Genomic DNA, 13,914 nt, shown 5'->3' with positions numbered 1-13,914 from the left:
CCGACTGCCCCTCAGCTTCACCCTCCTGCCGCGACAGGACGGCGGTGGCGGTCTCTCACCTCCACTCGATCAATCAGCGCCTCACGGCGCACGTGTCCGTCGCACCAACGGGATGGCCGGTCGCAGCCAGGGAAGGCGCAGCCGCCGTCGCGTAGCACCAGCGCGCGCCGCAGCGGACCGGTGAAGAGCCGGCGCTGACGCCCGACGTCCAGAATCTGGCTGTTGCCGTTCAATACCGCCGGCAGCACGGCGGCATCGCAGGCCAGGCGGCGGACCGCGCCCGGCGTGAGACGCACTCCGGTGTCCAGGGTGCCCGCGCCGAGCTCGTTGACCAGCGCGTCGAGCGACATGGTGACGACCAGTTGCGGCCGGTCTCCACCGTTGTCGGGCAGGTGGCCGGTGCGCAGTGCCAGCCGGCAGATCTCGCCGAGTGCGTCGGCCCTGCGTTGGCCCGGGCTGCGGTCGTCGTGCTCGCCGGCCGGGGCGCAGAGCGGATCGATGGCCTCCCGCAGCAGGCTCGCAGTCTCGGTGTCGAGGTTGCCGGTGAGGCGTACCTGCCCGTCCTTCGGCTCGGAGAGGGTGACGTGCCGGCGAGCCTCGGCCCGCTCGGCGGCCCGGTCGAGGGCCGCCAGCTCGGCCTCGTCGGCCAGGTCGGGCGCGACGTGCGCGAGGACGCGTTCGCCGAGGCGACTCAGGGTGGTCGGATCGAAGCGGTCGGCCCAGGCGATCAGCAACTCGGTGGCCTTCTCTGCCGCCTCCGGGCCGGCCTCGACGGGGAGATCCGCGATCGTCTCCGCCACCACCTTGCCCTGCTCCACAGTGAGGCTGCCGTCGAGGAGGGCGGCACGGACCGTCGGCGGCGCCGCGTCGATGGTGGCGGCGAGCTGGACCAACTGCCGGGCCGACCGCCCGGACAGCCGAAGCCGCTCCCGTAACCAGACGGCGGTGGACGATGCGCCCTGGGCGACCGCGAGACCACGGCCGTCGAGCTCGCGCACGAGAGCGAGCTGGATGGTTGCCAGGCGCTGCGTCAGCACGTGTGCCGCGTCCAGCGATGCGAGCAGGTCGTGGTCGGGAAGGGCCCACAGCGCGGCGTCGGCGCAGGCGTCGACACCGCCACCCGCCTGCGCCAACGCCCTCAACATGGACCGACACTGGCACAGGTGTACGACACTTTTCGTTGCGAAGGGCCCGGCCAGCGCCACCGTCTTCGGACTGCGGCTCAAGGGCGGGCGACGAGGCGCGCCCGCAGTCGGGTGGGGTCGGGTGCGGGGTTGGCCACTCCGGGCCGGCCCGCCGGGCTGGATCCCGAGGCCGGGGATACGGTCGGGTCATGGTTGAGCGCGTCGCACGCCCGCGGGTCGGGCACATCCAGTTCCTGAACTGCCTGCCGATCTACTGGGGTCTGATGCGCTCGGGCAGCCTGCTCGACGTGGACCTGCGCAAGGACTCGCCGGATCGGCTGAGCGCAGCGCTGGTGGCCGGCGACCTCGACATCGGTCCGATCACGCTGATGGAGTACCTCAAGCACACCGACGAGCTGCTCCTCCTGCCGGACCTGGCGGTGGGCAGCGACGGACCGGTGCTCTCGGTCAACATGGTCTCCACCCGACCGCTCGCCGAGCTGGACGGCGCTCGGGTGGCACTCGGTTCGACCTCGCGGACCGGGGTGATGCTGGCGCAGTTGCTGCTCGCCGAGCGGTACGGCGTACGGCCCGAATACTTCCGCTGCCCTCCGGACCTGACCCAGATGTTGCTCGAGGCCGACGCCGGGGTGTTGATCGGGGACGTGGCGCTGCGGGCGTACCACGAGGCGCCGTTGCGGGGCCTCACCGTGACCGACCTCGGACAGGCGTGGCGGGAATGGAGCGGGCTGCCGATGGTCTTCGCCGTCTGGGCGGTCCGCCGAGACTTCGCCGCCGCGCACCCGGGCCTGGTCAAGGAGGTGCACGAGGCGTTCCTCCGCTCGCGCGACCTCTGCCTCTCCGAACTCGATCAGGTCGCCGAGGCGGCGGCGCGCTGGGAGGCGTTCGACGCGGCGACGCTGGCCACGTACTTCCGGATCCTGGACTTCTCGCTCGGTGAGCGGCAGGTCTCCGGCCTGCGCGAGTTCGCCCGGCGGGTCGCCGGGCTCGGCGAGGTCCCGGCGCTACCGGACGGCGGGCCGGAGTTCTTCGCCGGCTGACCCGCCGCCGGCCGGGGGAACGCCGCGGGTCCGTAGGGCGCCGCTGGGCACAGAGCACGCTGCTCTGCCCGCAGGGACAGAGCAGCGTGCTGACGTCGAAGAGCAGCCGCGTCAGGTGCCGGGGAGCAGTAGCGCCTCGGTGATCTTCTGGCAGTTCTTCATGCCGTAGTCGTAGCCCAGGTTGATCGGGTACCTGACCATCACGCCCATCGTCCAGGTGTCGCCGATGGCCAGGCAGTTGATGTGCATCTCCTGCTCTTCGGTCCGGTCGATCCACCCGTTCTTGATGGCGATCTGCTTCTGCTGCGCGGCCGGGAAGGCCTTGCGGATACCGAAGTCGCCGGCGCCCCGGACCAGCTTCATCTCGTTGAGAAGCCACTTGGTCCACTTCGGTCCAGCGGCGGTGCCGGTGGCGATGCAGTTGCCCAGCCGCGCGGTGTCGCGGGGGGAGAGCGCGGTGCGGGACCAACCCTTGTCGGGGGCGACGCTGCTGTCGGTCAGCTTGCACGTGGAGATCAGACGCCGGATCGAGGCGTCCCGGCCGACCGAGTTGTAGAACTGCTGGGCCCGGGTGTTGTCGCTGTCCCGGATGATGAGGCTCGCGTCGGCGAGTTTCGCGTCGCTCGGTGTCTGGCCGGCCTCGGCGGTGCGCCGCAGGTAGTCGGCGACGATCCAGGACTTGATCAACGAGGCGGTGGTGCTGGTCTCGCCCATGTTCTTCGAACCGATGATCTTTCCGGTCCGGCGGTCGAGAACGCTCCAGGAGTACCAGCCCTCGATGTCGAGGTCGAGGTCCTTGGCCTGGAACGGGAGCGGTGCCAGCGAAGGGCTGGGGCTGGGTGGCGCCGGCTGACGGGCGCTGCGGTCGGTGGCCGCGCCGGTGGACCGGTCGCCGGTCGTCGCCTCGGCGTCACCCCACTTGGCGGCGGCGGCCGACTCGAACGGCGATCCGGGGAGCAGGCGAAGTGACACCAGCACCAGCCCGATGAGGATGACCGCGACGGCGATCAGGCGCAGTGGCGAGGCCTCGCCCCCACCGTTGCGGTCGGCCCGCCGGTTGCCGGCCATCAGAGCTTCCCGACCGGCTGCTGCGGCACCTTCAGGGCGGCGCCCGGTTGCGGGGTGACCAGTTGGCTGGCCACGCTGGCGCAGACCTGCGCGCCGTAGTCCAGCCCTTGCTTGACCGGGTAGCGCAGCATCACCGCGAGACTCCACTTGCCGTTGACCGCGAGGCAGTTGACGTGCCAGTTCCCGTCGCTGCCTATCGGCGTCCAACCGTTCTTGATGCTGACCGGGCCCTGAGCGGTGATCGACTTGGGTAGGCCGTCGATGATCCCCCAGCGCCCACCGCCGTAGCCGGGCTTCTGATCCTTCTTGGCGGTGGTGCCGCGGACCTGGCTCATCTGTTCCAGCACCCACTTGGTCCATTTCGGGCCGGCGGCCTTGCCGTCGGCGATGCAGTCGCCAACCCGCGCGGCGTCGCGCGGGGACATCCGTGTGTAGCTCCAGTAGCCGGTGTAGGGCTCGACGTTGCCGCGCTTGGTGTCGGTCAGGCGGCAGATCTTGATCGCCCGCTGGATCACCGGGTCGGGGGTGCTGCTCTTCGACGGTTTGTAGGACCCACCTGCGGCGGCATAGACCTTGTCGGCCGCGCCGTCGTTGCTGTCGACGATGGCGAGCCGGGCCGACTCCTTCAGCGCGGGCGGCGGCTCCCGGTTCCCGATCTGGCGCAGGTAGTCGGAGACGATCCACGCCTTGATCATCGATTCGGTGGAGCTGGTCGACGCCATGTTCGACGATCCGGAGATCTTGCCGCTCTGCCGGTCCAGCAGTGACCACGAGAAGAAGTCGCCCTTGAAGGCCACCGACACGCGGCCTGCGGCCAGCGTGGGGGGTGGCGGCGGGGCCGGCGCGGGTGCGGGTGCGGGTGCGGGTGCGGATGTGGGCGCGGATGTGGGTGTGGGTGTGGGTGTGGCGGCATTGACGGCGCCACCACCGCCAGCGCCACCGCCGCTGTTGTCGGTGGAGAGCCGGGCATACGCGGCGGGGACCAGTAGGACGCCACCGAGCATCACCGCCACGACGGCGAACACCATGGTCACGCGAGATCGCATGAGTTGGGTGAGCTCCAGATGTCAGGGCCGGGGGGACCGGCTTCGTTGTCCGGGGCGACCGGTGCGTGCGCCGAGGCCGGGGGCGGTGGCCTCTGGTGGAGCCGGCGTGGGGGCAGCCGATCGTCTGACCGGCAAAAGTCTACGTCCGGACGGGCTGAGTGCCAGAGTTCGACACCAGGCAACGTGCGAAATCAGGAGAAAGTCCCAGCATTAGGTGGCTTTTGTGAGGTTTGGCAGCTTTTTGGTGAGCCACGTCATAGGCGCAGCGATTGCGGTGGGTAGCGGTAACCCGCCCATCAGTGACGGAACGTCACTCGGGTTTCCTGTTACACCCCCTAGTGCATTCGGGCGCAAGCTGTAACACTTGTCCTCATGTATGGCAACGACTTCTCCGCCCCCGGCGACGCACCGGACGACGCGCCCGGCGCGGGCCTGCTCGGTGAGGTCGAGGCGGCCGAGGCCGAACTGCGGACCGCCGCGGCTCGTGAGCGCCGCGGCGGCCCGGCGCCGGACGAGGACCTGGCGGCCTACTTCACCGAGGTCGTCGACGCGGAGCAGAAGATCGAACCGCGCGACTGGATGCCCGAGGCGTACCGCCGGACGCTGATCCGGCAGATCGCCCAGCACGCCCACTCCGAGATCATCGGCATGCAGCCCGAGGGCAACTGGATCAGTCGAGCCCCCTCGCTCAAGCGCAAGGCCATCCTGTTGGCCAAGGTGCAGGACGAGGCGGGCCACGGCCTCTACCTGTACGCCGCTGCCGAGACCCTCGGCATCAGCCGCGACGAACTGGTCCAGCTGCTGCTCGACGGCCGGCAGAAGTACAGCTCGATCTTCAACTACCCCACCTTGACCTGGGCTGACGTGGGCGCGATCGGCTGGCTGGTGGACGGCGCGGCGATCGTCAACCAGGTACCGCTGTGCCGGTGCTCCTACGGGCCGTACGCCCGGGCGATGATCCGGGTCTGCAAGGAGGAGTCCTTCCACCAGCGTCAGGGCTACGAGATCCTGCACACCCTCGCGCACGGCACACCGGCGCAGAAGGCCATGGCCCAGGATGCGGTCGATCGCTGGTGGTACCCGTCGCTGGCCATGTTCGGCCCGCCGGACGGCGACTCCACCCACTCCGCCCAGTCGATGGCCTGGAAGATCAAGCGCTTCTCGAACGACGACCTGCGCCAACGCTTCGTCGACATGTGCGTCGGGCAGGCGGAGATCCTCGGGCTGCGTATCCCCGACGACGACCTGCGGTGGAACGAGGAGCGGCAGGCGTACGACTACAGCCAGCCGGACTACGACGAGCTGATGCGGGTCATCAAGGGCAACGGGCCGTGCAACCGGGAGCGGATGGCACACCGTCGGGCGGCCCACGACGACGGCGCGTGGGTCCGCGAGGCCGCCACGGCGTACGCCGCCAAGCAGGTCGACACCAGGGAGAAGGTGGCCGCGTGAGCAACGAACACTCGCCTCTGTGGGAGGTCTTCGTGCGGGCGCGGCGCGGCCTGTCACACACCCACGTCGGCAGCCTGCACGCTCCGGACGCCGAGCTGGCGCTGCGCAACGCCCGCGACCTCTACACGCGCCGCCAGGAGGGCGTGTCGATCTGGGTGGTGCCGGCGGGCGCGATCACCGCGTCCAGCCCGGACGAGAAGGACGCCTTCTTCGACCCGGCCGCCGACAAGGTCTACCGCCACCCGACCTTCTACGAGGTGCCGGACGGGGTGGCACACCTGTGAACGGGCCCTTCGCCTTCACTCTCGCCCTGGGCGACGACGCGCTCGTCGCCGCGCAGCGGCTGGCCGAGTGGGCGACCCGCGCGCCGGAGATGGAAGAGGACATCGCGCTCGCCAACATCGCCCTCGACCAGCTCGGCGCGGCCCGCCTGCTGCTGTCGTACGCGGGTGAGCTGGAAGCGGCGGGTCGGGACGAGGACGCGCTCGCGTACCTGCGCGACGACCGCGAGTTCCGCAACGTGCTCCTGGTCGAGCTGCCCAACGGCGACTTCGCGGTGACCATGGCGAAGCTGTTCTTCCTGGCGGCGTACCAGGTGCCGCTCTACACCGCGCTCGCCGGTTGCTCGGACGAACGACTGGCCGCCATCGGCGCGAAGGCGCGCAAGGAGTCGGCGTACCACCTGGACCACGGCGCGCTGTGGGTGAAGCGGCTCGGCGACGGCACCGAGGAGTCGCACCGCCGGATGCAGGAGGCCGTGGACCACGTCTGGCCGTACACCCATGAGCTGTTCGCGGCGGACCCGGCGGCGCCTGTCGATCCGGAGGGTCTGCGGCCGGCGTTCGACGAGGTCGTCGGGCCGGTGCTGGCCGAGGCGACGCTCACCCGCCCCGAGCGCGGCTGGGCGCCCACGGGCGGGCGGGCCGGCGTACACACCGAGCACCTGTCCTACCTGCTGGCCGAGATGCAGGTGCTGCACCGCGCTCACCCCGGGGCGCAGTGGTGAGCACGGGAGTCACCGCACAGCGGACCGGGACCGACGCGCGGACGGCGGCGGCGAGCGTGGTCGACCCGGAGATCCGGGTGATCACCATCGACGAGCTGGGCATCCTGCGCGCGGTCGAGGAGGACCCGGTCACCGGTCGGGTCGGCGTCACCATCACCCCGACGTACACCGGTTGCCCCGCGATGGACGTGATCCGGGCCGACGTGCGCCGTGCTCTGGCGGCGGCCGGCCATCCGGACGTCGACGTGCGGACTGTCTACAGCCCGGCGTGGAGCACCGACTGGATCTCCGCTGCTGGTCGGGCCAAGCTCGCCTCAGCCGGTATCGCCCCGCCCGCGCCGGCGAACGCCCCGGGCGTGGTCGCGCTGACCCTCGCGGTCCGCTGCCCGCTCTGCGGCTCGCCGGAGACCGAACAGGTCAGCCGGTTCGGCTCGACCGCGTGCAAGGCGTTGTGGCGTTGCCGTTCCTGCTCCGAACCCTTCGATCACCTGAAGGCGCTGTGACAGTCACCATCTCCCGGCCGGTCCGTCGCCGACCTGCCTTCCACCCGCTGTCGGTGGCCGCCGTCGACCGCCTCACCGACGACTCCGTGGCGGTCACCTTCGCCGTACCCGAGGAGTTGCGGGACACCTTCGCGTTCCGCGCGGGTCAGCACCTGACCGTGCGGCGGGTGACCGACGACGGCGAGGACGTGCGCCGGTCGTACTCGATCTGCTCCACCCCGGACGATCTGACCCGGCGCGGCCGGCTGCGGATCGGGGTGCGGCAGGTTCCCGGCGGCGCCTTCTCGGCCTTCGCCTGCGGCGCGCTGCGCGGCGGTGACACGGTCGAGGTGCTGCCGCCGCTGGGCACCTTCACCACGGCGTTCGCGGCGGACCGGGCCCGCCACTACGGCGCGGTCGTCGCCGGCTCCGGCATCACCCCGGTGCTCGGGCTGGTCGCGACGGCCCTGGCCGTCGAACCGGCCAGCACCTTCACCCTGGTGTACGGCAACCGCACGGCGAACACGGTGATGTTCGCCGAGGAGTTGGCCGACCTGAAGGACCGCTACCCTTCCCGGCTGCACCTGGTGCACGTGCTGTCCCGGGAGCAGGGCGAATCGCCGCTGCTCTCCGGGCGGATCGACGCCGAACGGCTCGCGCGCCTGCTGGGCTCCATCGTGCCGGGCGAGGTCATCGAGGAGTGGTTCCTCTGCGGCCCGTACGGCATGGTGGTCGACGCCCGGGAGGTGCTGGCGGCGCGGGGTCTGCCGGAGTCGGCCGTGCACACCGAGCTGTTCCACGTCGACGCGCCGCCGGAGCCGGTGACGCGCCCCAGCGAGCAGCCGGGCATCGGCACGGACGTCACCATCGTGCTGGACGGCCGGTCGTCGAGCTTCACGATGGGCCGCGAGGAGCGGGTGCTGGACGCCGCGCTGAAGGTGCGCGGCGAGCTGCCGTACGCCTGCAAGGGCGGTGTCTGCTCGACCTGCAAGGCGAAGGTCGTCGACGGTTCGGTCACGATGGCCCGCAACTACGCGTTGGAGCCCGACGAGCTGGCCGCCGGTTACGTCCTCACCTGCCAGTCCAGCCCGACCACCGACAAGCTCACGGTCGACTACGACGTCTGAATCACTCAGACCCCTGCAGGAGCTTCTGGCGCAGCGCCTGAAGTGGCTTATCGCTCCGGACGTGGGTCCACTGCCCCCAGCCGTTGACGTCGTGGCCGACGCACGCCTTCAGCGCTGGCGAAGGCTTCGCATAGGTGGATCCGTCGGGCAGGCGAAGGTGCCCATCTGCGGTGACCACCGCTCGGTGTGTCCGGCCCTTCCGTGACTGGACGTGGATGAGTTCGTCGCCGGGGCTCAGGAGCTTGGCTTCGATCAGGCCCATGAGGTCTCCGCCCGGCCGCCGATCCTCCTTGGCCTTCTCGGGACCGAGGTCGAGCCCCAGGAGGCGGCGAAGCACGTCGTTCTCCCGATCGACGAAAGGAACCGCGTGCTGCTGAAGCAGGGCGTACACCTGGTCGTCGATTTCGATCCTGTGCATCGGCATGGTGCGCTCCTCAGACCGTTCTGCGGGAAAGCGTGTTGGTGACGGCGTCGGACTCCAGGGCGGCCACCAGGCCTGGCACCGAGGTCGAGGGGTTTCGGTCAGCTAGCGGCAGGCCTGCGCTCAGCCTGTCCAGTCGCGCCGCCCGACGGAACGCGTCAGGACGGCCCGCTTTGAGCGCCTCGAAGTCCAGGAGCTTGCCGCGTCGGGTGTAACCACACGGGTGTCCTTCCAGCCGCCGACACGCTTCCTCGGTCGTGAGGTAGGGCAGATCCGCGTAGTGCAGAAGGAGATACACCTCGAAGCAGGGATTGGAGGTGGCGCAGTTGATGCCGTGCCGTGCGGCCAGTGCGAGTGCCGCGCCGAGGCGGGCGTGTGCTCCTGGAGCTTCGACGTCGAAGACACACCAGACCTCGTCGTAGTCCTCACCTTGGACGGCGGCCCGGTTGGCCTCCGCTACGGCCTTTTCGACAACGCCGTACGGCTCACCCTTGCCGGAGAAGACTTCGATCCGCACATTGCCCGCCCGTAGCTCGCGGGGCAGACCCTTGAAGTACAGCGTCTCGGTGTTCTCGCCCTCGGAGCAGACCAGGTAGGTCTTGCGCTCCAGACGGGTTCCGGGCTGGCGGCGCAGCGGCTTGCCAGAGCGGGCCATCAGCGGACGGCCGAGAAGGGGGGCACGTCGACAAGGGACAGGGGAAGACCTTAGCCACTGGGCCACCAAACTTCAATTGCCAGCGTTCCAAAGTTCAGAAGTTTTCGGGTGGTGGCGCTCACGCCGCACGCGTCGGAGGAACCAGGAGATCCAACACGTCGTGGTCCAGGAAGGGCACCGCGCCGTAGCGGCCCTTCAGGTATCTGTCCTCGACATCGTCGAGGCCACCGCGTACTCGTACCTGACGTTCTCGACGACGAAGTCGAAGACGAACTCGCTCGGCAGGTTCCCGCTCTCGTGGTCGAGCCGGAACGGCCAGCGACCCGGGATCGGTTCTTGCGGCAGCCAACGCTGGTGGGACAGTCGAACCGCGTCGCGCGCGAAGCCGAGGGCCTTGACGATGTTGGACTTGCCTGAGGCGTTCGGGCCGAAGATGCCCACCACGGGCAGAACGGACACTTTCTCCCGCGGCACCGGCCGGACGGCGAGATCAGGGTGCTCATCGGCAGCGGTGAGGCTCAGCTCGGCCTCGTCGCGGAGGGAGGCGAAGTTGGTCGCCCGAAAGCGCAGCAGCATCCTCTAGCTCAACTCCTAATCCCCATAACAACTATTACAGTACCCGGTCTTGGGCCTTCAGCTGTCAAAAATTGACAGCTCGGCCCGTCTGATTGCTGCCAGGGCCACTTTTGGTAGTTCAGCGCGCCACGGCTCAGCCGTTCGAGACGGGTGCGGGTCACATCGGCGTCCCCAGTTCGGCGAGGTGAGTCGTGGCCGACGTAGGCTCGGGGTTGTGACGGTGAGCCGGGAGATCGACGACATCCTGCAGCGTGGTGCGGACGGCGGGCGGATCACGCCCGAGGAGGCGCTGCTGCTCTACACCGAGGCGCCCTTCCACCTGCTGGGCGAGGCGGCGGACGCGGTGCGCCGGCGGCGCTATCCGGACAACGTCGTCACCTACCTGATCGATCGCAACATCAACTACACGAACGTCTGTGTGACGGCGTGCAAGTTCTGCGCGTTCTACCGGGCGCCGAAGCACTCCGAGGGGTGGACGCACCCCACGGAGGAGATCCTGCGCCGCTGCGGCGAGGCGGTCGAGCTGGGCGCGACCCAGGTGATGCTCCAGGGCGGGCACCACCCGGACTACGGCGTCGAGTACTACGAGGAGCTGTTCTCCTCGGTCAAGCAGGCGTACCCGCAGCTGGCCATCCACTCGATCGGGCCGAGCGAGATCCTGCACATGGCCAAGGTCTCCGGCGTGAGCCTGGACGAGGCCATCGCCCGCATCAAGGCCGCCGGCCTCGACTCGATCGCTGGTGCCGGCGCGGAGATGCTGCCCGAGCGCCCGCGCAGGGCCATCGCCCCGCTCAAGGAGTCGGGTGAGCGTTGGTTGGAGGTCATGGAGCTGGCCCACCGGCAGGGCGTCGAGTCGACCGCCACCATGATGATGGGCACCGGCGAGACGCACGCCGAGCGGATCGAGCACCTGCGGATGATCCGCGACGTGCAGGACCGTACGGGCGGGTTCCGGTCGTTCATCCCGTGGACGTACCAGCCGGAGAACAACCACCTCAAGGGCCGTACGCAGGCGACCACCCTGGAATACCTGCGGCTGGTCGCGGTGGCCCGGCTCTTCTTCGAGACCGTGCCGCACCTGCAGGCGTCGTGGTTGACCACCGGCAAGGACGTCGGGCAGCTCGCCCTGCACATGGGCGTGGACGACCTCGGCTCGATCATGCTGGAGGAGAACGTGATCTCCTCCGCCGGCGCCCGGCACCGCTCCAACCTGCACGAGCTGATCGGCATGATCCGCTCCGCCGACCGGATTCCGGCCCAGCGCGACACCCTCTACAACCGGTTGGCGGTGCACCACACGCCGGCCGACGACCCGACCGACGAGCGGGTGGTCTCGCACTTCTCCTCGATCGCGCTGCCGGGCGGCGGCGCGGGCCGATCGCTGCCGCTGGTCGAGGTCAACTGAGGCTCGACGCGGCCCGGCCGTTCGGCTGACCTGGGGGTCGTGCTTACGCGCGCCGGTGGTCGGCGGTACGGGTGTTCCTGGTGGCCGAGGCGGCATACGGCCCTCTGCGGGGGTGGCGGAGATGATCGCCGACGGATAGCGTGCGGCCGTCGTCCGAGGTAGTCCTCCATCGACCCATGAGGGTCGTTCACATAACGCACAGCGGTACGGGCGGGATGGGTGACCGTCCCGCCCAATCCGTGTGGCGGGTCCAGTCCGGACGGTTGAAAACCGTCCGCCGTGCTGGCGTGGCAGATTGACCTCGGATAACGTCCGCACGTTCCCGCAACCATTCCTTTTTCTTCCCGACCCCCGGGGGACTGATGACAGCGTTCCACCGCTCGGCCCTGGTGCGTGCCGGCGTCGTGGCCCTGCTCGCGGCCGGTGGCGTGGCCACCGTGGCCGCCCCGGCGCAGGCCGCCGACCAGGCCGACCTGGCCCTGACGCCGCTCAGCTACGAGCTGGCAAAGGGCGTCAAGGCGGCCAAGGCCAAGCCATTCAAGTTTCAGGTCGACAACACCCGGAGCACCGTCGACGCCAAGGACATCCGGGTCACCGTCGAGACGAAGGGCCTGAAGAACCGCCAGGTCGGCGTGCTCGTCCCGGACGGGTGCGACGTCACCGGCACCACCTTCACCTGCCTGCTCGGCGATCTGGCCGCCGGCACCACCGAGGACTTCGGCATCCCGATCTTCTCGACCGGCGGTCGCGGCGACGCCGGCACGCTGGTGGTCAGCATCAGCTCGGCCACCTCCGACCCCAACCTGCTTGACAACAAGGTGCGGCACGACATCACCGTCGCCAAGCCGGGTTACGACCTGACGACCTGGGTGCAGGACGTCTACGCCGACGTGGCGGTGGACGGCGACGAGGCGGGCGAGACCGGCCTGAAGCCCGTCAGGGCGGGCGAGACCGCGCCCCTGGACTGGGCGATCTACAACGACGGCAGCCGTAAGGCGACCGGCGTGGCGTACGGGATCACCCTGCCGGCGGGCGTCACCTTCGCCGAGCTGCCGGAGGGCTGTGTCGAGCAGCCGCTGGGTGGCTTCGCGAACGCCTACTGCGAGGACACCGGCGTGGTGCTGAAGCCGGGGCAGTTCTACACGGCCGACGTACGGGTGAAGGTCGGCTCGGACGTCACCGAGCCGGTGCTCCGGCCCGGGTTCGTCTGGGCCGCCGGTCTCGACGCCGCCCAGGGCAGCCCCGAGGAGGAGCCGAAGGACGCTTCCGGCGCGCAGCGCCGGGCGTTCACCGAGACCGACGAGGTGGACAACACCGCGCAGTTCGACGTGTTCGTCGACCTCAGCGCGCAGCCGACCCCGACGCCGACCGTCACGCCCACCCCGACGGTGACTCCGACGCCGGGTGGTACGACGTCGCCGGGCACGTCCACGTCGCCGACCACCGGTGGCGGTGGCTCCGGCGGGGGCGGGCTTCCGGTGACCGGTGTGCAGGTCGGCGTGATCGGCGGCATCGGTGCTCTGATCCTGCTCGTGGGTGGGGCGCTGCTGGTGCTGTCCCGCCGCCGCAGGGTCGTCGTGGTGGCCCCCGGCGACGAGACGTCGACCGACTGACACGAGGCACGACGAAAGGGCGGGGTGGGTGACCACCCCGCCCTTTCGCGTATCGACGACATCGGGAGTCTGGGGTACGCGGACCCAGCGGCCGACGGCTCGCGCGGGGCTGGCAGAGTGGACGGGGTGAGCCGTACCCCGCAGGGCCAGCGCGCCAGTCTCGACAAGCAACCGCACGAGGTCGCCGCGATGTTCGACGGCGTGGCCGAGCGTTACGACCTGACCAACACCGTGCTCGCCTTCGGCCAGGACCGCTCCTGGCGGCGGGCCACCCGCGCGGCTCTCGGCCTGCGTCCCGGCGAGCGCGTGCTGGACGTGGGGGCTGGCACCGGTGTGTCGACCCGGGAGCTGGCCCAGTCCGGGGCGTACGCGGTGGGGGCGGACCTGTCGCTGGGCATGTTGCAGGTCGGCAAGCGGGTCCGTCCCGAGGTGCCGCTGCTGGCCGGCGACGCGCTGCGCCTGCCGTTCGCCGACGCGAGCTTCGACGCGGTGACCATCTCGTTCGCGCTGCGCAACGTCAACGACACCGACGCGGCGCTGCGTGAGTTGGCGCGGGTGACCCGGCCGGGTGGCCGGCTGGTGGTCTGCGAGTTCAGCACCCCGGTCAACCCGGTCTTCCGGACGGTCTACCTGTCGTACCTGATGCGGTCGCTGCCGGTGGTCGCCCGCGCGGTGTCGAGCAACCCCGATGCGTACGTCTACCTGGCCGAGTCGGTCCGGGCCTGGCCGGACCAGGCGGCGTTGGCCGGGCGGGTGGCCGCGGCCGGGTGGGGTCGGGTGGCGTGGCGCAACCTGACCGGCGGTGTGGTCGCGCTGCACCGGGGCGTCCGCGAGTAGCGGGCGAGGCGCCCTGCGGGTAGCACGCGAGGCACCCCCGC

General features: G+C 70.2%; 15 protein-coding genes. 9 read left to right on the top strand and 6 right to left on the bottom strand.

The window, feature by feature from the left end; genetic code table 11:
- Positions 1–17: 17 nt before the first annotated feature.
- Positions 18–1,145: a DUF222 domain-containing protein gene (locus ACGFH9_RS18295; protein WP_393220467.1), complete on the bottom strand. Its 1,128-nt coding sequence runs from the start codon at positions 1,143–1,145 to the stop codon at positions 18–20.
- Positions 1,146–1,333: 188 nt separating this feature from the next.
- Here ACGFH9_RS18295 and ACGFH9_RS18290 point away from each other — a divergent pair, with 188 nt between their 5' ends.
- Entirely contained in the window at positions 1,334–2,185 is an 852-nt protein-coding gene (locus ACGFH9_RS18290) for a menaquinone biosynthetic enzyme MqnA/MqnD family protein (RefSeq protein ID WP_393220464.1), read from the top strand.
- A gap of 111 nt (positions 2,186–2,296) precedes the next feature.
- Here the strand turns inward: ACGFH9_RS18290 and ACGFH9_RS18285 are convergent, their stop codons facing one another.
- Positions 2,297–3,253, bottom strand: a complete 957-nt coding sequence (locus ACGFH9_RS18285) for a hypothetical protein (protein WP_393220462.1) — start codon at positions 3,251–3,253, stop codon at positions 2,297–2,299.
- A complete protein-coding gene (locus tag ACGFH9_RS18280; RefSeq protein ID WP_393220459.1) occupies positions 3,253–4,299 on the bottom strand; it encodes a hypothetical protein in 1,047 nt (348 codons plus the stop codon). The genes ACGFH9_RS18285 and ACGFH9_RS18280 overlap by 1 nt, the downstream gene beginning before the upstream one ends.
- A 372-nt stretch (positions 4,300–4,671) precedes the next feature.
- Here ACGFH9_RS18280 and paaA point away from each other — a divergent pair, with 372 nt between their 5' ends.
- The 5 genes from paaA to paaE are packed head-to-tail and all read left to right on the top strand — an operon-like array spanning position 4,672 to position 8,366.
- A complete protein-coding gene (paaA, locus tag ACGFH9_RS18275; RefSeq protein ID WP_393220457.1) occupies positions 4,672–5,751 on the top strand; it encodes a 1,2-phenylacetyl-CoA epoxidase subunit PaaA in 1,080 nt (359 codons plus the stop codon).
- On the top strand, positions 5,748–6,035 hold the full coding sequence (gene paaB, locus ACGFH9_RS18270) for a 1,2-phenylacetyl-CoA epoxidase subunit PaaB (protein ID WP_266248073.1): 288 nt from the start codon (positions 5,748–5,750) through the stop codon (positions 6,033–6,035). Before paaA ends, paaB begins: the two co-directional genes overlap by 4 nt.
- Complete coding sequence (paaC, locus tag ACGFH9_RS18265) at positions 6,032–6,757, top strand: 1,2-phenylacetyl-CoA epoxidase subunit PaaC (RefSeq protein WP_355235683.1); 726 nt, start codon at positions 6,032–6,034, stop codon at positions 6,755–6,757. The genes paaB and paaC overlap by 4 nt, the downstream gene beginning before the upstream one ends.
- A complete protein-coding gene (gene paaD / locus ACGFH9_RS18260) occupies positions 6,754–7,260 on the top strand; it encodes a 1,2-phenylacetyl-CoA epoxidase subunit PaaD (RefSeq protein WP_393220454.1) in 507 nt (168 codons plus the stop codon). The genes paaC and paaD overlap by 4 nt, the downstream gene beginning before the upstream one ends.
- A complete protein-coding gene (paaE, locus tag ACGFH9_RS18255) occupies positions 7,257–8,366 on the top strand; it encodes a 1,2-phenylacetyl-CoA epoxidase subunit PaaE (RefSeq protein WP_393220451.1) in 1,110 nt (369 codons plus the stop codon). The genes paaD and paaE overlap by 4 nt, the downstream gene beginning before the upstream one ends.
- A 1-nt stretch (position 8,367) precedes the next feature.
- On the opposite strand, the gene ACGFH9_RS18250 is transcribed toward paaE, so the two are convergent.
- From ACGFH9_RS18250 to ACGFH9_RS18240, 3 genes are all read right to left on the bottom strand, one after another.
- Positions 8,368–8,790, bottom strand: coding sequence for a hypothetical protein (locus ACGFH9_RS18250; RefSeq protein WP_393220449.1), 423 nt, complete (start codon positions 8,788–8,790; stop codon positions 8,368–8,370).
- Between the two features lie 10 nt (positions 8,791–8,800).
- Positions 8,801–9,442 carry an RloB family protein gene (locus tag ACGFH9_RS18245; RefSeq protein ID WP_393220446.1) on the bottom strand — a complete coding sequence of 214 codons (642 nt, stop codon included), beginning with the start codon at positions 9,440–9,442 and terminating at the stop codon, positions 8,801–8,803.
- A gap of 195 nt (positions 9,443–9,637) precedes the next feature.
- Complete coding sequence (locus ACGFH9_RS18240; protein WP_393220443.1) at positions 9,638–10,018, bottom strand: ATP/GTP-binding protein; 381 nt, start codon at positions 10,016–10,018, stop codon at positions 9,638–9,640.
- A 214-nt stretch (positions 10,019–10,232) separates the two neighbouring features.
- On the opposite strand from ACGFH9_RS18240, the gene mqnC reads away from it, so the two are divergent.
- The 3 genes from mqnC to ACGFH9_RS18225 all read left to right on the top strand — a co-directional run bounded on the left by mqnC (position 10,233) and on the right by ACGFH9_RS18225 (position 13,873).
- Complete coding sequence (mqnC, locus tag ACGFH9_RS18235; RefSeq protein WP_393220440.1) at positions 10,233–11,423, top strand: cyclic dehypoxanthinyl futalosine synthase; 1,191 nt, start codon at positions 10,233–10,235, stop codon at positions 11,421–11,423.
- A 362-nt stretch (positions 11,424–11,785) separates the two neighbouring features.
- Positions 11,786–13,036, top strand: a complete 1,251-nt coding sequence (locus tag ACGFH9_RS18230) for a cell wall anchor protein (RefSeq protein WP_393220438.1) — start codon at positions 11,786–11,788, stop codon at positions 13,034–13,036.
- A gap of 126 nt (positions 13,037–13,162) precedes the next feature.
- A complete protein-coding gene (locus ACGFH9_RS18225) occupies positions 13,163–13,873 on the top strand; it encodes a demethylmenaquinone methyltransferase (RefSeq protein ID WP_393220435.1) in 711 nt (236 codons plus the stop codon).
- The last annotated feature ends 41 nt before the right edge of the window (positions 13,874–13,914 follow it).

The organism is Micromonospora sp. NPDC049102, assembly GCF_043197485.1.
Taxonomy (GTDB): Bacteria; Actinomycetota; Actinomycetes; order Mycobacteriales; family Micromonosporaceae; genus Micromonospora.
The sequence above is the reverse complement of the archived record's forward strand: the minus strand, read 5'-3'. Positions and strand labels throughout refer to the sequence as shown.

What these genes read in the sequence shown, in the direction of transcription:
- ACGFH9_RS18295 (WP_393220467.1), bottom strand. Translation starts at nt 1,145, where the DNA reads ATGTTGAGGGCGTTGGCGCAGGCGGGTGGCGGTGTCGACGCCTGCGCC.
- ACGFH9_RS18290 (WP_393220464.1), top strand. Translation starts at nt 1,334, where the DNA reads ATGGTTGAGCGCGTCGCACGCCCGCGGGTCGGGCACATCCAGTTCCTG.
- ACGFH9_RS18285 (WP_393220462.1), bottom strand. Translation starts at nt 3,253, where the DNA reads ATGGCCGGCAACCGGCGGGCCGACCGCAACGGTGGGGGCGAGGCCTCG.
- ACGFH9_RS18280 (WP_393220459.1), bottom strand. Translation starts at nt 4,299, where the DNA reads ATGCGATCTCGCGTGACCATGGTGTTCGCCGTCGTGGCGGTGATGCTC.
- paaA (WP_393220457.1), top strand. Translation starts at nt 4,672, where the DNA reads ATGTATGGCAACGACTTCTCCGCCCCCGGCGACGCACCGGACGACGCG.
- ACGFH9_RS18250 (WP_393220449.1), bottom strand. Translation starts at nt 8,790, where the DNA reads ATGCCGATGCACAGGATCGAAATCGACGACCAGGTGTACGCCCTGCTT.
- ACGFH9_RS18245 (WP_393220446.1), bottom strand. Translation starts at nt 9,442, where the DNA reads ATGGCCCGCTCTGGCAAGCCGCTGCGCCGCCAGCCCGGAACCCGTCTG.
- ACGFH9_RS18240 (WP_393220443.1), bottom strand. Translation starts at nt 10,018, where the DNA reads ATGCTGCTGCGCTTTCGGGCGACCAACTTCGCCTCCCTCCGCGACGAG.
- ACGFH9_RS18230 (WP_393220438.1), top strand. Translation starts at nt 11,786, where the DNA reads ATGACAGCGTTCCACCGCTCGGCCCTGGTGCGTGCCGGCGTCGTGGCC.